This is a genomic window from Rhizobium sp. R339, from assembly GCF_002211395.1.
Lineage (GTDB): Bacteria > Pseudomonadota > Alphaproteobacteria > Rhizobiales > Rhizobiaceae > Rhizobium.
Window position 1 is genome coordinate 341,109 of record NZ_LOKV01000001.1, and the last position, 19,025, is coordinate 360,133.

The 19,025-nt window shown below is 61.8% G+C and carries 16 protein-coding genes and 1 pseudogene; 11 read left to right on the forward strand and 6 right to left on the reverse strand.

The window, feature by feature from the left end; all coding sequences use genetic code 11:
* The first annotated feature begins 132 nt into the window (after positions 1-132).
* Positions 133-1,263 (forward strand): DUF2333 family protein, encoded by a 1,131-nt coding sequence (locus ATY76_RS01625; protein ID WP_088673028.1) that lies wholly within the window; start codon positions 133-135, stop codon positions 1,261-1,263.
* Positions 1,264-1,276: 13 nt separating this feature from the next.
* Here the strand turns inward: ATY76_RS01625 and ATY76_RS01630 are convergent, their stop codons facing one another.
* The 3 genes from ATY76_RS01630 to ATY76_RS34015 form a co-directional block, all read right to left on the reverse strand.
* Positions 1,277-1,738, reverse strand: a complete 462-nt coding sequence (locus ATY76_RS01630; protein ID WP_088673029.1) for a PAS domain-containing protein — start codon at positions 1,736-1,738, stop codon at positions 1,277-1,279.
* Between the two features lie 47 nt (positions 1,739-1,785).
* Positions 1,786-2,511, reverse strand: coding sequence for a helix-turn-helix transcriptional regulator (locus ATY76_RS01635; RefSeq protein WP_088673030.1), 726 nt, complete (start codon positions 2,509-2,511; stop codon positions 1,786-1,788).
* Between the two features lie 145 nt (positions 2,512-2,656).
* A complete protein-coding gene (locus ATY76_RS34015) occupies positions 2,657-2,986 on the reverse strand; it encodes a hypothetical protein (protein WP_245309646.1) in 330 nt (109 codons plus the stop codon).
* Between ATY76_RS34015 and ATY76_RS01640 the strand changes: the two genes are divergently transcribed.
* Entirely contained in the window at positions 2,976-4,532 is a 1,557-nt protein-coding gene (locus ATY76_RS01640) for a hypothetical protein (protein WP_245309647.1), read from the forward strand. The two genes, ATY76_RS34015 and ATY76_RS01640, sit on opposite strands and share 11 nt — an antisense overlap.
* Positions 4,533-4,588: 56 nt before the next feature.
* On the opposite strand, the gene ATY76_RS01645 is transcribed toward ATY76_RS01640, so the two are convergent.
* On the reverse strand, positions 4,589-5,119 hold the full coding sequence (locus tag ATY76_RS01645; protein ID WP_088673032.1) for a TIGR00645 family protein: 531 nt from the start codon (positions 5,117-5,119) through the stop codon (positions 4,589-4,591).
* Positions 5,120-5,273: 154 nt separating this feature from the next.
* Between ATY76_RS01645 and ATY76_RS01650 the strand changes: the two genes are divergently transcribed.
* Positions 5,274-6,953 carry a formate--tetrahydrofolate ligase gene (locus ATY76_RS01650; protein WP_088673033.1) on the forward strand — a complete coding sequence of 560 codons (1,680 nt, stop codon included), beginning with the start codon at positions 5,274-5,276 and terminating at the stop codon, positions 6,951-6,953.
* 385 nt (positions 6,954-7,338) lie between these two features.
* Here the strand turns inward: ATY76_RS01650 and ATY76_RS01660 are convergent, their stop codons facing one another.
* Positions 7,339-8,340 carry an extensin family protein gene (locus ATY76_RS01660; protein ID WP_245309648.1) on the reverse strand — a complete coding sequence of 334 codons (1,002 nt, stop codon included), beginning with the start codon at positions 8,338-8,340 and terminating at the stop codon, positions 7,339-7,341.
* 208 nt (positions 8,341-8,548) lie between these two features.
* Between ATY76_RS01660 and ATY76_RS01665 the strand changes: the two genes are divergently transcribed.
* The 6 genes from ATY76_RS01665 (at position 8,549) to queF (ending at position 15,906) form a co-directional block, all read left to right on the forward strand.
* On the forward strand, positions 8,549-10,804 hold the full coding sequence (locus ATY76_RS01665) for a TonB-dependent hemoglobin/transferrin/lactoferrin family receptor (RefSeq protein WP_088673034.1): 2,256 nt from the start codon (positions 8,549-8,551) through the stop codon (positions 10,802-10,804).
* 268 nt (positions 10,805-11,072) lie between these two features.
* Positions 11,073-13,262 carry an anthranilate synthase gene (locus ATY76_RS01670; protein ID WP_088673035.1) on the forward strand — a complete coding sequence of 730 codons (2,190 nt, stop codon included), beginning with the start codon at positions 11,073-11,075 and terminating at the stop codon, positions 13,260-13,262.
* A 121-nt stretch (positions 13,263-13,383) separates the two neighbouring features.
* On the forward strand, positions 13,384-13,623 hold the full coding sequence (locus ATY76_RS01675; protein WP_088673036.1) for a hypothetical protein: 240 nt from the start codon (positions 13,384-13,386) through the stop codon (positions 13,621-13,623).
* A gap of 14 nt (positions 13,624-13,637) precedes the next feature.
* Entirely contained in the window at positions 13,638-14,312 is a 675-nt protein-coding gene (locus ATY76_RS01680; protein ID WP_088673037.1) for a DUF2161 family putative PD-(D/E)XK-type phosphodiesterase, read from the forward strand.
* A 215-nt stretch (positions 14,313-14,527) separates the two neighbouring features.
* Positions 14,528-15,442, forward strand: a complete 915-nt coding sequence (gene emfA, locus ATY76_RS01685; protein WP_088673038.1) for a CDF family cation efflux transporter EmfA — start codon at positions 14,528-14,530, stop codon at positions 15,440-15,442.
* A complete protein-coding gene (gene queF, locus ATY76_RS01690) occupies positions 15,442-15,906 on the forward strand; it encodes a preQ(1) synthase (protein ID WP_008530693.1) in 465 nt (154 codons plus the stop codon). The genes emfA and queF overlap by 1 nt, the downstream gene beginning before the upstream one ends.
* A gap of 123 nt (positions 15,907-16,029) precedes the next feature.
* Here the strand turns inward: queF and ATY76_RS01695 are convergent, their stop codons facing one another.
* Positions 16,030-16,800, reverse strand: coding sequence for a DUF2076 domain-containing protein (locus tag ATY76_RS01695; RefSeq protein WP_088673039.1), 771 nt, complete (start codon positions 16,798-16,800; stop codon positions 16,030-16,032).
* A 229-nt stretch (positions 16,801-17,029) separates the two neighbouring features.
* Here ATY76_RS01695 and ATY76_RS01700 point away from each other — a divergent pair, with 229 nt between their 5' ends.
* Complete coding sequence (locus tag ATY76_RS01700) at positions 17,030-17,614, forward strand: ATP-dependent Clp protease proteolytic subunit (protein ID WP_088673040.1); 585 nt, start codon at positions 17,030-17,032, stop codon at positions 17,612-17,614.
* 175 nt (positions 17,615-17,789) lie between these two features.
* Positions 17,790-19,020 (forward strand): annotated as a pseudogene (locus ATY76_RS01705) (benzoate/H(+) symporter BenE family transporter).
* Positions 19,021-19,025: the final 5 nt, after the last annotated feature.

Here is a 19,025-nt window from a genome sequence, read left to right on the forward strand (position 1 = left end):
CGGCCCATCGAGCGCATATGTGGATGCAACGGGGCTGCGAATTATGCAGCAACTCAAAGTGCTACAGTGTCCTTAGCGCGTTTAAAAAACGCGCGGCGATGTAGTGTTCGCCTCGCTTAACAGGAGACGACGATGCTTGACCGGATAGCCGGTTTTTTCAGGCTGATCGGCCAGACGATCGGCCGGTGGGCCCGCCTGTTTTTCGCCTGGGCCTTCTTGCCCTTCCTCGCTGCGCATGGCTGGTATCAGCGCCGGAGCTGGATGATCCGCTTGCCGATCATCGCATTCGTCGCGCTCTTCATCGTGCTTTACGGCTATTTCTTCTGGCAGACGCAGGTCTGGACGAATTTCAACACCGCCTTCGTCGACCAATACCGGCTTTCCGAACGCAAGGTTCCCGCCGGGCAGCAACTGCCGGCTGCCGAGGGGAGCGGCGCTGCCGCCGCCAAGACCTGCCAGCGCTCGGCCATCGTCGACGTCACGGCGGATCTCACCGATTTCAACGTCAACCAGAATGCGTGGATCTCCTCCATGCTGCTCTACAAGATGGGCCTCTTCGGTATCGACTGGGATCACACGCCCTTCCTCGACAACAAGGCTTCGTTCCAGCGCGGCATCAACCAGGCGGTTCGTCGGACTTCGGCGGAACTCGTCGATACGCTCGGGCGCGTGCGCGGTACATCGGGCGTCAACAACGATCTGCAGCGCGCGCGCGGCAATCTGCAATTCGACGAGTCCAGCTGGTATTTCGGCCTCAATCCCTTCGGGCCGAAGACGCCGACGCCGTCCTACTACCGCACGGCGATCGGAGACCTGCGCAAGTTCAACACCGATCTTGCTGCCTGCAATGCCATTTTTGACGGCCGCGCCGACAATCTGATGCAGTTCATCGACCGCATCGCCAATGATCTCGGCAGCACCTCCGATATGCTGGCAGAGCGCTCGGAACACCACAATCGCGGCTGGTTCGACACGCGTGCGGACGACCGGTTCTGGTTCGCCTACGGACAGCTTTATGCCTATTACGCCATCCTGACGGCCGCGCAGGCGGATTTCTCCCAGGTGGTGCAGGAGCGCAATCTCGGCGCGATCTGGGGCGGCACGACGCGGCAGTTCCAGGCGGCGCTGCGCATCCAGCCGGCCATCATCTCGAACGGGCGCGAGGACGGCTGGATCATGCCGAGCCATCTCGCCACCATGGGCTTCTACATCCTGAGGGTGCGTTCGAACCTCGTCGAGATCCGTTCGGTGCTCGACCGGTAAAGACCTCTTGGGGTCACGTGGAGGCGGTGTTGTCTTCGAAGCCGACGACGCGCAGTTTCTCGACGAATTCGTAGGTGACGCCGACGATGCCGCCGCCGCTTGTATCGTCGCGGAAGCGGCCGACGCTGCGCACCAGCTTGTAGCCGCCGAGCCGGTTGTCGACGCGATAGACGAAATGGAAGCCGGTGCCGTGAAGGCTCGCCTGCTCGAAGGTTTCGGCGATCAGGCTGCGGTCCTCCGCGTGGATGCGCGACATCAGCTCGGCGAGATTGACCGGGCCGTCGCTGTAGGGAAGGTCGAAGATCGTGTGGACATCCTCGCTGGCGAAGAAATGTCCCGTTTCGATGTCGATGCGCCAGAAGCCGAAAAGGCGATAGGCCGCGAGCATCTGGACGATTTCCGCATCGGTGATGCCGATATGGGCGCGGGATTGCGCAATCTTGTCGATGACAGGCTGTTCGAAGCGCAGCGGCACGTTTTTCCCCAGGTCACGGGACGACGTGCTGACTCTCTTCTGATTCCTCAGCTGATCAGCTTCAATCGGATGGCTTTTGCTACCAACTGGGTGCGGTTGACGCAATCGAGTTTTTTGATCGCGTTGGTCATGTAGGCATTCACCGTGTGATCCGACAGCGTCAGGATCTGGCCGATCTCGATCGAGGTCTTGCCCTGCGCGGTCCAGCGCACGACTTCCAGTTCGCGTGCGGACAGCGCGTTGTGGGCGCTTTCCTCATTCCGGCGGACCCCATTGTATGCATCGAGGGCGTGAAGCGTAATCATCGCCAGCTCGTTGGCCTCGCTCTGGCTGAGGGCCGCGCGCTCGCCGCAGAACCAGAAGACCAGGCGCTGGCCATCGGCGGCGATCGCCGGCATGGCAAAACCTGCGGGTATGGCATGGCGCAGCATCAGGGCGCGCAGGTCGGCGGGAAAGGCCTGGCCGTTGACCGCGTCGTTCAGGTGCCAGACCTGCGGCACGGCCGACTCCCGCAGCCGCAGGCCGAAAGGGCAGCCGCGCATCATATGCGTGCGGTCGAAATCCCTGACATAGCCGGCAGGAAGCGAACTCTCGATCAGCAGCGGTTTCAGGAGAAGGTCTTCCGGCGAGGGGGCGTGCATCACCGTCGCATTCGAGAGCCCGAAGGCTGCAGATATTCTGCCGAGCGCCTGTGCAAACAGACCGCGCGTTCGCGCCGTCGCAAGTTCCGCCGAAAGCATTGACTGTCTTTCAGAGGTAGTCATGTAAGACATTTAAACGCCCCCAGCCAGCCTAATGTTACCGCTATCAAATACAGAAACGCGGCCGGATGCTAGTCCCAATTGCCTTTGCAGAAGGCGATTAATTCAAATTGTGAAAAATTAGTCACAACTGCGCCCGTCTCGGTTGAGCTTCCGCTTACGTAAGTACCGCTGTGGTATCTTTGACTTCCTCCGTGAAGGGATTGCCGTGATCCTGCCCATGCCGGACGAAAAGAGAATCACCTGAGGAAGAGGCCGGGCGGCAAGCCAGGTTGAAATCCGGCTTGCTGGAAATCGATGCAATTGGTAAGCGTATCGTCATGTATAATTGAGGCGATTTAATCGTGCGCGGTGCGAATTCCTTTTCCGTGAAGTTTCTGTTTTCGCTGTTATTACTTGTTCTGTTGTTTCTGACCTTGCCGACCGGAGCGGCCTCGCTGGCCGCCGAGAAGAAGAAGCCCGCAGGGCAGCCGCCGATGCGCTTCATTCTCGTGCACCATCCTCTCTGTGTGGAAGATTGTCCGGGGTGGATATCGGCAGAGGGGCGGATAACCGCCGATACGCCGGCCCAGCTCAGGAAAATCCTGAAGAAGATCGGCGGTCGGAAACCGCCGGTCGTTTTCCGTTCCGAAGGTGGGGACGTCGATGCGGCTTATGCGATGGGCCGGATGATCCGCAAGGCGGGCCTCGAAACGGCTGTCGGCGGCACGCGGCTGAAGGGCTGCGCGGCGGACGACATGCGTTGCGATGCCGCCATCGCAAAGGATGGGACGGCGATCGGGAACACCTATTCGGACGGCGCCTACTGTTTTTCCGCCTGTCCGCTGGCTTTCGCCGGCGGTACGTCGCGTGTCGCGTCGCAATGGGCTTTCATCGGCGTCCACCAGATCACGACGGTCTATAGCCGGGTGCGTGTCTCCTACCGCATCGAATACAAGATCGTGAACGGCAAGAAGAAGGAAATCTCCCGCAAGGAAGTCGGGCGCAAGTCAGCGGGCAAGAGCAGCTCCACGAAGCTCGGCAAGAAGGCCAGCGCCGCACTGACGGGCTATTTGAAGGAAATGGGCGTCGATCAGGATCTGGTGGATCTCCTGATGAGCGCGACACCAGACAGCATCAAGATCGTGCCGCCCGCGGAGGCAATGCGCATAGGCCTGATGACCGACATGCTGTCCTATAATGAGTGGCCGGGCATGCCGCTCTGCGCAGCGGATGCAGCCGCCGAGGCCGTCTGCCACGGCCATAGGACCGTCAGCGTGCCTGCGGTTAATGCACCGGTACTTGACAGTCCGCCCCAGAATGCGTCCGGAGCGACGAGCGAGAGCCTGCCGAAAACCGGCCCCATGGATTTCCTGCTGATGTCCGATGGCAATTGCCAGGAAGAGTGCAGGCAGTGGATTTCCGCTGATGGAGACATCATGCCGGATACCCCGGTTCAGCTCGAAGCGATCTTGAAGACGCTCGGTGGAAGAAAGCTGCCGATCGTCCTTCAGTCCTTTGGTGGCGACGTGGATGCGGCTTTTGTGATGGGGCGCATGATCCGTACCGCGGGCCTGGAAACCTCCGTTGGTAGGACGCGGTTGCCGAATTGCCCCATGCAGGATCCGCGCTGCAAGGCGAGCATGGCCAAGAGCGGACCGACCGAGGGCGAGGTTTTTGCCGGCGGCGCGTACTGCTTTTCGAGCTGCAGCTTTGTGCTGATGGGTGGAACGCCGCGGCTCGTGGGAAATTCCGCCATCGGCCTCAATCAACCTGGGAAGAGTGAGCTAACAAAGGCTGAGCGTGAGAAATTTCTCGCCTATTTCCAAGAGATGGGCGTGAGTGCCGAGGCATTCGACACGATGATGATCACGCCACCCAGCGGCAGAGGCGATCTTCTTGATTCCCAAGCGATGGCGCTCGGTATCATCAACGGCGTTATCCCTTATGAGGAAGAGCCCGGCTTGCATGTCTGTGGACCGCAGGCGAAGGAAAGTCTCCAATGCCCCAGGAATCAAAAGGCTGAAATCGCTCCTACGGCCCTGGCGAACTGATATCGGACTGCGAAAGTGCTCTCGTCACCCGCCTGAAGCCGTCTTCGTGCGGCTCGTCAGTCCTTATCCTTCAGATCATTTTTCGACGTAACGCTCATCAGCTTCTCCAGGAAGCCGAGCATGACGGCGGAGGCGACGAAGGCAAGGTGCATCAGCGTCAGCCACATGATCTTGCCATCCTCGTATTTGTCGGCATTGAGGAAGACCTGCAGCAGGTGAATGGAGGAGATGGCGACGATCGAGGAGGCGACCTTGATCTTGAGGCTGCCCGAATCGAGTTTGCCGAGGAAGGAGACCTCATTGTCGGCCCCGTCTGCCTCATCGAAGCGGCTGACGAAATTCTCGTAGCCCGAAATCATCACCATAACGATCAGGCTTGCGACGAGGGCCGCATCGATCAGGCTCAGCATGGCAAGGATCATCTGAGCTTCGTCGAGCATGAAGACGCCGGCGGCGATCTTCAGAAGCTTGTAGCCGAAGGAAACGGCATAGACGGCGAGCGCCAGCACCAGGCCCAGATAGAAGGCAACGAGGATCCAGCGGCTCGACAGAATGATACGCTCGACGAAGATTTCCAGTGCTTTCATGACTTCACCTTGAGATGCCGCGGCCGTTGACCGCTCATAAACATCCAGCGTGGCGGCCGCAAGGCGAGCGCTATTCACACCCCGCCGATATTTCGCTATCCGATAGGGAGAAAAAGCGCCTCCGCTCTCGCAGAGGCCGGGACGGGGAACATCCATGCCATCGATCAAATCCGATATCGAAATCGCGCGCGCCGCGGCCAAGAAACCGATCATCGAGATCGGCGCGAAACTCGGCATCCCGGCCGAGCAGCTCGTTCCCTATGGTCACGACAAGGCGAAGATCAGCGCCGAGTTCATCGCCGGCCAGGCGGGCAAGAAGGACGGCAAGCTGATCCTCGTCACCGCGATCAATCCGACGCCGGCGGGCGAGGGCAAGACGACGACGACCGTCGGCCTCGGCGACGGGCTGAACCGGATCGGCAAGAAGGCGATCGTTTGCGTGCGCGAGGCTTCGCTCGGCCCCTGCTTCGGCGTCAAGGGCGGAGCGGCCGGCGGCGGTTATGCGCAGGTCGTGCCGATGGAAGACATCAACCTGCATTTCACCGGCGACTTCCATGCGATCACCTCGGCGCACAATCTGCTGGCGGCGATGATCGACAACCACATCTACTGGGGCAACGAGGAGAATATCGACATCCGCCGCATCACCTGGCGGCGGGTGATGGATATGAACGACCGGGCGCTGAGGAGCATGGTCTCCTCGCTCGGCGGCGTCGCCAACGGCTTTCCGCGCCAGGGCGGCTTCGACATCACCGTTGCCTCGGAAGTGATGGCGATCCTCTGCCTTGCCACAGATCTCAAGGATCTGGAGCGGCGGCTCGGCGACATCATCGTCGGCTATCGCTTCGACAGAACGCCGGTGCATGCGCGCGACCTGAAAGCCGACGGCGCCATGGCGGTGCTTCTGAAGGATGCGATGCAGCCGAACCTGGTGCAGACGCTGGAGAACAATCCGGCCTTCGTGCATGGCGGCCCGTTCGCCAATATCGCCCATGGCTGCAATTCGGTGACCGCGACGAAGACGGCTTTGAAGCTTGCCGATTATGTGGTGACGGAGGCGGGCTTCGGGGCCGATCTCGGCGCCGAGAAATTCTTCAACATCAAATGCCGCAAGGCCGGGCTGAAGCCGGATGCGGCCGTCATCGTCGCGACCGTCCGGGCGCTGAAGATGAATGGCGGGGTGAAGAAGGAAGATCTCGGCACGGAGGATGTCGCGGCGCTGAAGAAAGGCTGCGCCAATCTCGGCCGGCATGTCGCCAATGTGCGCCGCTTCGGCGTGCCCGTGGTCGTCGCGATCAATCATTTCGTTTCGGATACCGATGCCGAGATCGCGGCGGTGAAGGAATTCGTCTCGCGGCTCGGCGCCGAAGCGATCCTTTGCCAACACTGGGCGAAAGGATCGGCCGGCATCGAGGAACTGGCGCACAAGGTGGTGGAACTCGCCGAATCCGGCCAGGCGAAATTCCAGCCGCTCTATGGCGACGACATTTCGCTGTTCGAGAAGATCGAGATCGTCGCCTCGAAGATCTATCATGCCGGCGAGGTGACAGCCGACAAGGCGGTGCGCGACCAGCTGCAGACATGGGAGGAGCAGGGCTACGGCAAGCTGCCGGTCTGCATGGCGAAGACGCAATATTCCTTCTCCACCGATCCGAACCTGCGCGGCGCGCCGGAGGGGCATATCGTCTCGGTGCGGGAGGTGCGGCTTTCGGCCGGCGCCGGCTTCGTCGTCGCCATCACCGGCGAAATCATGACGATGCCCGGCCTGCCGAAATCACCCTCGGCGGAGCGGATTTTCCTGAACGATCAGGGTTATATCGAGGGGTTGTTCTGATCGGCTGACAGATTGCCGGCGTACTTCGATAGAACTGCGATGCCCCCTCATCGGAAGCGAAGTTGCCCTGATCGGCTTCGCAAACGGCGGCTTCGATCTCTGCGAACTGCCACTCCTCGCGCTCGATGAATTCCTCGATCGCCAGGGCAGCCATCTCTGCCAGCGAAAGCTTTCGCCTCTCGGCAAGGCGACCCAGACGGGAGACCGTTGAATCGTTCATCTGGACGCTCAACCAGGTCATGATAGGTACTCCAATGTGCCGAGGATCTGCTGCCCTATCGAACGGAGGCAGATGCTCGGGACAAGCCCGAGCATGACGAAAGGAGAGGTTGGCGAACTGCAGCACTTTGTTTCCTGACTCAAGCGAGACTCAGCCACTCGGCGATCAATGGCAATAGCGATAGCCCCCCTTCCGTTCGATCACGTCGAGATGGAAATGGGTTTCGTGGGCGGCGTCGCTTTCGGGGTCGAGGACGGTGGTGAAGTAGAGGCAGCCGGCGGCGCTGACGGTGCGCTGGAAGGCTCCGGTCAGTGTGGAGTCCTCGCGGCGGGAGCGGACGGCGACGTCCTCGCCCTTTTCGAAATGGAAGCTCGCAATGTCGATGGCGTTGCCGCGGGCATGTTCGGAAATCTTGCCGGTTCCGGCGCCGTTGCGCAGGCGGCACATATAGGATGTCGCCTGGTTGACCGTGGTGAGACGCCCCTGGTCCGGCAGGGCGGCGGAGGCGGCGGGGATGACGCTCTCCTTCATCCAGCGGGCAAGCGCGAGGGCGGCCGGGCAACGCATCGTCGCTTCCGGCTTGAGCGCAATGCCGGGCAGGGCTTCGGAGACGATGATCGGTTTGTCGATGCCGCAGCCATTGCCGTCGTCGATGTGTGGCGCTTCCTTGAAGACGACGCCCAGAGCCTGAAGGGCGGCGGTGCATTCGGCATGTTCGGCCTCGCTTTCGGGCTCGATCGTCAGATGCTGCTCTTCGAGCGTCTGCTCGCCGGGCGGCTTGGGCGTCTGCGGGCTTTCGGCGGTGCCCGGCGGCAGCGGCGGCCCCTGCATCGGTTCTGCAAGCTCGGGCTTTGCCGGGGCGGCCTGCGGCGCGGGCGTCTGGCTCGCTGCCGGCGCCTCCGGCTCCTTCGCATCGGGTTTCGGCTGAGGGGCGGGAACTTCTTCAGGCGCGGGTGGTTCCGCCTCTTTCGAGGAGGGGGCGTCGGGGCTGGTCACTGGAGCAGCGTCGGGCCTGGGCTGGGGCAAGGGACCTTGCGGAGGCAGGCGGGCGCCGGCAAGAAACGCAGTGGCGGCGAGAAGGATCGCCAATGTCGAAAGTTTTCTCAATGCGTCCAGTTCCTCGTATTCGTGGCTAGAGACAACGCATGAGAGCGTTTTTCGTTGCAATTGTGCAACGTCCGAGAAGATCGCTAAAACTTGATGATAATATTCAACATAAGGCGGCGTCTTATGTTGACAATCTTCGTCATGTTTTTTATGCGGCGAAAAGAAGGCGGAATTCTGCTTCGCCTGTATCCGCAAAGCCTAGCCAGCCCATCGAGCGTTCGACGCGCCACGACCAGCCAGCCCGGTAATCATCATGAGAGGGTAGGTTATGATCGTCCGGCATTGGCGCTCGGTTCTATTGGTCTGCACGGCAGTTGCAGCTGTTCTTCCTGTTTCGCAGTCTTTCGCGCAAAGCGCTCCGGCCGCCGCGCCGGAAGCCGCGGCGGATGACAGCACCGTGCTGCAGAAGATTGTCGTCAAGGGCAAGCGCGTGGCGCCGGGCAGTGTCGCCGATACGCCGCTCGCGACCGAGATCACCCAGAAGCAGCTGGAAGAGAAGCAGGTCACCAATTACGACGATATCGGCCGCAGCGTCGATGCAGGCGTGAACTATTCGCGCGCTGATGCGGGCTTTAACCTGCGCGGCCTTTCCGGCGCTCGCATCCTGACCACGGTCGACGGTATTCCGATCCCTTATATTTCGAACAGCTCACGCCAGGGTGCTTTTGCGCCTGCCAACGCCAATGGCGGCGGCGATACGTTCGATTTCGATTCGCTGTCCTCGCTCGATATCGTGCGCGGCGCGGATTCGAGCAAGGGCGGTTCGGGCATGCTCGGCGGCGCCATTGTTCTCAATACGCTGGAGCCGGAAGATCTGATCCCCGAGGGTCGTGACTGGGGCGCGATCGTCAAGTCGACCTATGACAGCGAAGACCGTAGCCTCTCCGGCTCGGCCGCCGCTGCCAAGAAGATCGGCGGCACCTCGATCCTGTTCCAGGGCGGCTACCGCAAAGGCCATGAGCGGGCAAACATGGGCAACAATGACGTTTACGGTGCTCTTCGCACCGAGGCGAACCCGGCTGATTTCGACCAGAACAACCTGCTCTTCAAGCTGCGCCAGGAGCTGGAAGGCGGTCATCGTATCGGTTTGACGGCGGAACGCTTCCGCCGCGACCTGGAAACCGACCTGCGCCACCTTCAAGGGGGAGCCAGCCCGCGCAACTTCATGATCGACAATTATGACGGTCGCGAGCGGCGTGACCGCGACCGCGTATCGCTCGACTACGACTATGAAGCGCAGTCTTCTGACGCGTTCTTCAGCAGCGCGCGCGCCACGCTTTACTGGCAGGATTTGAAGAAGGAAGCCGGCAGCGGGGGCCGTACGACCGCCAATGTTGCCTATGGCCGCAACAACGAGGTCGAAAACGAAACCTGGGGCTTCAGCGGCACGGCGACGAAGGATTTCGAATATTCCGGTCTGAGCCACTCCGTTCGCATCGGCCTCGACGTCGGCGTCTCCAGCTGGAGCCAATATAGCTGGGCTCTGTGCCCCACCTCGACAACTTGCCCGTCGCTGAACAACCAGGCGGAAGTGCCGAATGTGGACAGCCAGAACCTCGGGCTTGTTGTCGAAGACAAGATCGAGATCGGCAATACCGGCTTCACGCTGACACCGGGCTTCCGTTTCGACTGGTTCAACTACGATCCCTCGACCGGCGGCGGTTTTGCCAACAATACCGGCCTTACCCGTTTTGGCGATCTTCGCGACCGGACGGAAGCCTCCATGTCGCCGAAGATCCTTGCGACCTACGACCTGACGCCTGACGTACAGCTCTACATGCAGCTGGCGGTCGGCTTCCGTGCGCCCACCGTCGACGAGCTTTATAGCCGCTTCTACAACCCCACAGGTCGCTACGCCCAGCTCGGCAATCCCGACTTGGAGCCTGAAATTGGCCGCGGCATCGAAGTCGGCGCCAATTTCGACACGGGCGATTTTACCGGCAGGGTCGCGGCTTTCCATACCCGTTATCAGAACTTCATCGAGACGGTGACGAGCGTCGACGCGACCGGTTTCACGGAGTTCAATTACACGAACGTGGCGGCGGCGACGATCTCGGGTATTGAAGCCAGTGCGGCAAAGACGTTCAACAACGGCATCAATCTGCATGCTTCGCTTGCCTATGCCTATGGCAGGAACGAAGAGACCACGCAGCGCCTGCGCTCTGTGGCGCCGTTCAAGGCGATTATCGGCGGCGGTTGGAGCAATGAGACTTTCGGCTTCGATCTTTCCTCGACGCTTTCGGCCGGCATGCTGACCGACCACCTCGGTACCGTCGGCACGACCCCCGATACGACCTTTGATGCGCCTGGTTATGCCATCGTCGACCTGACCGGCTGGTGGACGCCGGAACAGCTGCCGGGCCTGCGCGTTCAGGCTGGTGTCTACAACATCTTCGACCAGGAGCATTACAACGCGCTCGCCGTGCGCGACGTCAATCTCAGCTCGGCGACGGCGTCGCAGCCGCGGGAGTGGTATTCCGAGCCGGGCCGCACGTTCAAGGTCTCGCTCACCAAGACCTTTTGAGCCGGTCATGCCTTCAAGGCTGGGGGAGGGGCGGCTTTCGGGCCGCCCTTTTCATTCGCGCAATCGCCTCTTGCGCGGCGGCTGATCTCAGGCTAACAATTTTTCCCATGATCAAGTCTTTGAACATCGCTGTTTGGTGGTGGGCTCGCTGAGGCGGCCTCGACCAATCGTGTCCAAAGACGACGACGAGTGAGCCGCCCGAAACTTCGAGGCGGCTTTTTTGTTTTATCGCCGCCTGTCGTCCGGGCCCCGATAACGGAGTGGAATTATGGTAACGATCCTGCGGGATGATGGTGCGGAAATCTACGAGACCAAAGGCGGGATATCGGTCACGCGGCAGCGGCGGGCGATCCCCTACGGCGACGCGGTCTCTTCCTATATCGACAAGCTCGACGAGCGCCGCGGCGCGGTGTTTTCGTCGAACTACGAATATCCGGGCCGCTACACGCGCTGGGATACAGCCGTCGTCGATCCGCCGCTCGGCATCTCTTCCTTCGGGCGCGACGTCTGGATCGAAGCCTATAACGAACGCGGCGAGGTTCTTCTCGGCTTCGTGACCGAGCGGTTGCGGACGGTGCCAGACCTCGTGCTCGGCGCTTCCTCGGTCCGCCGCCTCGACCTTTCCGTCAAAGTGCCGGATCGGGTGTTTACCGAAGAGGAACGCTCGAAGATGCCGACGGTCTTCACCGTGCTCCGCGCCGTGACCGACCTCTTCTATTCGCAGGCGGATGCGAGCCTCGGGCTCTACGGCGCCTTCGGCTACGACATCGCCTTCCAGTTCGATGCGATCGATCTGAAGCTGAAGCGGCCTTCCGACCAGCGCGACATGGTGCTCTACCTGCCGGACGAGATCCTGGTCGTCGATAATTATGCCGCCAAAGCCTGGATCGACCGCTATGATTTCGAAAAAGGCGGCGTGACGACCGAGGGCAAGGCCGAGCAGATCGAGCCGGAGCCTTTCCAGCATACGGATGCCATTCCGCCGAAGAGCGACCACCGGCCCGGCGAATATGCCGAACTCGTCACCAAGGCGAAGGAAAGCTTCCGCAAGGGCGATCTGTTCGAGGTCGTGCCCGGGCAGAAGTTCATGGAGCGCTGCGAAAGCAGGCCGTCCGACATTTCCAAGCGGCTGAAGGCGATCAATCCCTCGCCCTATTCCTTCTTCATCAATCTCGGCAATCAGGAATATCTGGTCGGCGCCTCGCCCGAGATGTTCGTGCGTGTCTCCGGCCGCCGCATCGAGACCTGCCCGATCTCGGGCACGATCAAGCGCGGCGACGATCCGATCGCCGACAGCGAACAGATCCTGAAGCTTCTGAATTCGAAGAAGGACGAGTCCGAGCTGACCATGTGCTCGGACGTCGACCGCAACGACAAGAGCCGTGTGTGCGAACCGGGCTCGGTCAAGGTGATCGGCCGCCGGCAGATCGAGATGTATTCGCGCCTCATCCACACGGTCGACCATATCGAAGGGCGGCTGCGCGACGACATGGATGCCTTTGACGGTTTCCTGAGCCACGCCTGGGCGGTCACCGTCACCGGTGCGCCGAAGCTCTGGGCGATGCGGTTCATCGAGAGCCATGAAAAGAGCCCGCGCGCATGGTATGGTGGAGCGATCGGCATGGTCGGCTTCAATGGCGACATGAACACCGGCCTGACGCTGCGCACCGTGCGCATCAAGGACGGTATCGCCGAAGTGCGCGCCGGCGCGACGCTGCTCAACGATTCCATTCCCGAGGAAGAGGAAGCCGAAACCGAATTGAAGGCCTCTGCCATGCTTTCCGCCATCCGAGACGCCAAGACCGGCAATTCCGGCAAGATCCAGCGCGACGTCGCCAGCGTCGGCAAGGGCGTCAGCATCCTGCTCGTCGACCATGAAGACAGCTTCGTCCACACGCTCGCCAATTATTTCCGCCAGACCGGAGCAACGGTTTCGACCGTGCGCTCGCCGGTGCCGGAGGAGATTTTCGACCGGCTGAACCCGGATCTGGTCGTGCTGTCGCCCGGACCGGGAGCGCCCAAGGATTTCGACTGCAAGGCGACGATCAAGAAGGCGCGGGCGCGCAATCTGCCAATCTTCGGCGTCTGCCTCGGCCTGCAGGCGCTTGCCGAAGCCTATGGCGGGGAACTGCGTCATCTGGCCCTGCCGATGCACGGCAAGCCTTCGCGCATCCGCGTGCTGGAACCGGGCATCGTCTTCTCCGGCCTTTCCAAGGAAGTGACGGTCGGCCGCTATCACTCGATCTTCGCCGACCCCTCGACCCTGCCGCGCGAATTCATCATCACGGCGGAAAGCGAGGACGGCACGATCATGGGCATCGAACATGCCAAGGAACCGATCGCCGCGGTGCAGTTCCATCCCGAATCGATCATGACCCTTGGCGGCGATGCCGGCATGCGGATGATCGAGAATGTCGTGGCGCATCTGGCGCGCAAGGTGAAGACCAAGGCTGCTTGACAGCAGTTTCCATCTCGCCCTTCCTGCTTGTGGGAGGGGCGGGCATTCCAACGGCAGAGTCCGGTTGACTTCTCCTGGCAAATCAGAACATTTCCGGAACGATCAACCGGGAATTATCACCGTGTCCAATGCTGAAAAGTTCATCGTTCTTCCTTACCGCAAGAACCGCGGCAATCTCGTGCCGGGCGAAATGCGGCAGGCCTCGAACGCCGTCAGCGCGGAAAAGATCGCCTCGGCGATGGCCGAGCGTTTCGTCGGTGTTGCGGCCTATGCCGTGATGGTCGACGAGGAGACCGGCGACATGACCTCGCCGCGACTGCTCGCGCGCTATGGCGAGATTGCCGATCTCAACGCTGCCTGAGGTGCGATTTTCTGATGGAGACGTCGCTCTACTTGCCGGTCAAAGCCTTCCTGGAGGCGGCCGGTTATGTGGTCAAGGGTGAGGTCGGCGGATGCGATCTCGTGGGTTTAAGCGACGGTGAGCCGCCTGTTGTGGTGGTGTGCGAACTCAAGCTCTCCTTCAATCTTGAACTGCTGCTGCAGGCGGTCGACCGGGCTGCTATGAGCGATGAGGTCTGGATCGCGGCGCGCGTTTCGGCCAAGGGGCGCGGGCGGGAAGCCGACAAACGCTACCGCGACCTCTGCCGGCGGCTCGGGATCGGCATGCTCGGCGTCTCCGATGGCGGCGAGGTCAGCGTTATTGTCAGTTCCGTTTCGCCGATGCCGCGCACCAATCCGAAGCGGCGCACGCGCCTCGTCAAGGAACACCAGCGCCGTCGCGGTGATCCCGCCGTCGGCGGCGGCTCACGGGCGCCGATCATGACGGCCTATCGCCAGCAGGCGCTGCTCTGCGCGGCTGCACTCGAGCGGGGAGTTGTGCGCCCGCGGGATATGAAGGCGCTGACGCCAAAGGCAGGTCCGATCCTGCGCGACAATGTCTACGGATGGTTCGAGCGCCAGGAAAAGGGCGTCTACGCCCTCACGCCTGCAGGCCAGGCCGCCCTTCTGCGCTGGCCGCAGCCTGTCTTCGATCCCGTTCCCCAGAGCTGAAACAGGATCGCGCGGGGTTCGCCGCTGTTGCGCTCCAGTTGAAGCGGCAGCAGCTGTGAAGGACGCGTCATTCTCTTTGACAAATCCTCTTTGACAAATCCTCGGGCATCGCCCATATCACCCTCAACTGGACCGCCTGCGCGACATTCGCGTGGGCGGTTTTGCATTTCAATGGCTTGGACCCTGCAATTCATTCGCAACCGCAGGAGGACGATATGAGCGACAACGGCGATCTTACGGTTCGGAAGCTGGCGATGTGGGGCATCCCGCTGTCGCTCGGCGTCATGGGGCTGAAGATGGTAGCCTGGTGGGTGACCGGCTCGGTGGCGCTGCTGTCGGACGGGCTCGAATCGACGGTCAACGTCGTTGCCGCCTTCATCGCCTTCTTCGTCATCCGCTATGCGCAGAAGCCAGCTGATCACGACCATCCCTTCGGCCATCACAAGGCGGAATATCTCTCTGCCGTCACCGAAGGCGTGCTGATCGTCGTCGCCGCGCTTCTGATCGTCAACGAGGCGATCGGCTATCTCTCCGAGCCGCGCATGCTCGACGCGCCGGTGCTCGGGCTTGCGATCAATTTCGCAGCCGGCATCATCAATGCGGTCTGGGCGCGGCTTTTGATCCGGACCGGCCGCAAGCATCGCTCGGCGGCGCTTGCCGCGGACGGCCAGCATATCATGTCTGACGTGGTGACCTCGGTCGGCGTGCTCGCCGGCCTGCTGCTGGCGCTCGCGACCGGCTATGCGATCTTCGACCCGGTGCTTGCCATCCTCGTTGCCGTCAACATTCTCTACCAGGGCTGGAAGGTGATCTCGCAATCGATCGGCGGGCTGATGGACCAGGCGGTCGATCCCCTGGAGGAGGAGGCGATCAAGCAGGTGATCGCCACCCATGCGGCGGGCTCGATCGGCGTGCATGACCTGAAAACGCGACGCGCGGGCACCGTCACCTTCATCGATTTTCACATGGTGGTGCCCGGTACTATGTCCGTGCGGCAGGCGCATGATATATGCGACCGCCTTGAGGATGCCATCAGTGCGGTGCACGAGGGCGCCAAAATAGCCATTCACGTAGAGCCGGAGGGCGAAAAGGCCCATGGCATCCGCGTCAAAGTCGTCAAGGAGGCATGATGCCGAATACAGATGTTTCCAGCCTGTCGATGCTGGGCCAGCAAACCGAAACCGCGAAATCGCCGGAAGAGGCCGTGCTCGAAAAAGTGCCGTCCAACCATGCCGGCACCGATTATGTCGTGCGTTTCACCGCGCCGGAGTTCACCTCGCTCTGCCCGATGACCGGCCAGCCGGATTTCGCCCATATCGTCATCGATTACATTCCAGGCGAATGGCTGGTGGAATCGAAGTCGCTGAAGCTCTTCCTGCATTCCTTCCGAAATCACGGCGCTTTCCACGAGGATTGCTCGATCTATATCGCCAAGCGCATCGTCGAGCTGCTCGACCCGAAATGGCTCCGGATCGGCGCCTACTGGTACCCGCGCGGCGGCATCCCGATCGACGTCTTCTGGCAGACGGGCAAGCCGCCGGAAGGCGTGTGGCTGCCGGAACAAGGTGTCGCCACCTATCGCGGACGTGGGTGAGCTGCGGTCGGGCAAAGCCCGAGCAATCGATCCAGTGAATCGATTGCAGCAGCGAACGCCCTGAGCTTAAGCGAAGGGCCGGGAAACGGTGCGGCAGCCGCTGCCCGTCTCCAACCGCCAGCCTCACACATCCGTCACATCATTCCCGGACGAGTCATCACTGTAATCGTCGCTATCGTCGTAATCGGCCTGCTGCACATTGGCATTGTTGTCATCGGCCGTATTGTCGGACGCCTGGCGGGTGTCGTCATTGCCGAAATAATTGTTGATGACGGTTTCCTCGGTCGGCGCGCTGGCATTGCCGAAGGGGTTGGCACCGAACGGCGAGCCCCAGCCGAGCGAGGACATGTGGTTGCCGAAGATGCCGCTCAGCGAATTGGCAAGCAGCATGCCGCCGGCGACGCCCGCTGCCGTGCCAAGCGCGCCGCGCAGGAAGCTGCCGCCGGCCGACGGCGCATAGGCCTGCTGGCTCCAGGGGCCGCTCGGCTGCTGCGTCTGGCGGGCGTTGCTGTCATAGCGGGGTTCTTCATAGGCTCGCGGCTGGCCCCAAGGACCGGGATTGGCGGGACTGGATGGAACCGGAGCGGGCTGCTGCGTCTGGGTGTTGCCGAAGATCGAGCTCAGGAAACCGCCGCCCTGTTCGGCCTGGCGGTGGTCGCTGCTGCCGGCTTCAAGCTGCCGGACGTATTCCTCGAGTTCCTTGATGTGATTGGCGGCCGCTTCCAGTCCTTTTTCCTGAACGATGACGGCCTGCGCGAGATAGTAGGTGGCGGAGGGCTGCGTGCGCGTCGCCTGGTCGATCAGCGCTTCGGCCTCGCGGTCGCGGGGCGTCGCTTCGGCCGTGCGCACGCGGTCGAAAAGGGCGGTCAGCAATTGGCGTTCTTCCGGTGACATGTCCTGCCTCCTGTTTATCTCATGCGGCGTTGCCGCGTGAGGTTGAGGTAGGAATCGATTTTGTCTTTTCAAAGCCTTTTCCGGTTACATTTCAGTAAGGCTTGCGCAACGGTGCGCGGCTTCTTAAGGATATCTCCACCGCTTCGGTGCCTTGTGTTTTTCCCGCATTGTTTTAGGCATTGAGTCGCACTATGTGCGAGGAACCCGAATTCATCTCCGAGAGGTTCGCATGAACGACGAAGAACAGGACGACAAGACGAAGGAACTGCCGCTCGGCAAGGAAACGGAGGCGAATCTTTTCAAGTCGCGTTCGATCTTCATCTATGGACCGATCAATCAGGAACTGGCGCAGAAGGTCTGCTCGCAGCTCGTGGCGCTTGCCGCAGCCAGCGACGAAGACATCCGCATCTATGTCAATTCGCCCGGCGGCCATGTCGAATCCGGCGATTCCATCCATGACATGATCAAGTTCATCAAGCCGAAGGTCTGGATGATCGGCACGGGCTGGGTCGCCTCGGCCGGCGCGCTGATCTATGTCGCGGCTCCGAAGGAGCGGCGCATCTGCCTGCCGAACACGCGCTTCCTGCTGCACCAACCGTCGGGCGGCACGCGCGGCATGGCATCCGACATCGAGATCCAGGCACGCGAGATCATCAAGATGAACGAGCGCCTGAACAAGATCATGGCGGCGGCCACCGGCCAGCCGCTCGACAAGATCGCCAAGGACACGGATCGCGACTACTGGCTGTCGGCCGAAGAGGCGAGGGATTACGGCCTCGTCTCGCGGATCGTCACGTCGCAGGCCGATATCTGATCGCAGGCCGATATCTGAGCTTTCCGAGTCGAAGCTATTGAGAGCCGCCCTCGCCTGTGATCGCAGGCGAGGGCGGTTTGTTTTCGGGCAAGGCAAGACTGGCGGCCCTTGAGAGATAGGGGCTGGACGGAAAGGGCCGAATCCGGGCTTGCGCGTGGCGCAACCATCATGCTCCATGCGCCATTCCCGCAGCTCGCGAGTCCGCCATGCTCAAAGATTTTTCCGTCCAGGCCCTGTTCATGGGGCTGCTGACCGCCTTTGTCGGTTCCGCCAGCTCCTTCGCCGTCGTGTTGCATGGATTGCAGGCCGTCGGCGCGACAGAGGTTCAGGCGGCCTCGGGGCTGATGGCACTGTCGATCTCCATGGGCGTCTGCGCGATCGTGCTCAGCGCCGTGACGCGATTGCCGATCAGCATCGCCTGGTCGACACCCGGCGCGGCACTGCTGGCAAGCACCGGCGCGATCGAGGGCGGCTTCAATGCGGCGGTCGGGGCGTTTCTCATCTGCGCGGCGTTGATCGTCGTCGCCGGGCTGTTCAAGCCGCTCGGCCGGGCTGTTGCCGCCATTCCCGCACCGCTTGCCAATGCCATGCTATCAGGTGTGCTGATCGGCCTCTGCTTTGCGCCGGTGAAGGCGATCGGCTTCAATCCGCTGCTCGGTCTGCCGATCGTCATCGCCTGGATCGTCGTCGGCGCCTTCAAACGGCTCTGGGCGGTGCCGGCCGCGCTCGCAGCCTTCGTGCTGGTGCTCGCCTTCGGCGTCGATATTCCGGAGGGCGCGCTCAGTTCGCTCGAGCGGTCGTTGGTGCCGACGGCGGAATTCGTTCGGCCGGTGTTCAATCTTGCCGGATTCATCTCGATCGCGCTGCCGCTCTTCATCGTCACGATGGCCTCGCAGAACATTCCCGGCATCGCGGTGCTGAAGGTCAATCATTACGATCCGAAGCCCGGCCCGCTCTTTGCCGTCACCGGCTTCTTCTCGCTGCTGTCGGCGCCTTTCGGCGGCCATGCCGTCAACCTGGCGGCGATCACCGCGGCGATGTGCGCCGGGCATGACGCGCATGCCGATCCGAAGCGGCGCTATTGGGCCTCGCTGATCGCCGGCATCGGCTACGTCATCCTCGGGCTGCTCGCCGGTGCGGTGACGGCCTTCGTCGCGCTGGCGCCTCCGATCCTCATCGAGGCGGTGGCGGGGCTGGCGCTGGTCGGCGCCTTTTCGTCTTCGGCGATGTCGGCTTTCCAGGCGCAGGAATCGCGTGAGGCGGCGGCGATCACCTTCCTCGTCACGGCATCCGGCGTGTCCTTCGGCGGCATTTCCGGCGCCTTCTGGGGATTGATCGCCGGCGGGCTAATGCTTGCACTGTCGCAGTTGGTGAAGGCTTGGAAAGACCGGCCTCAACCGAGATAATGCAG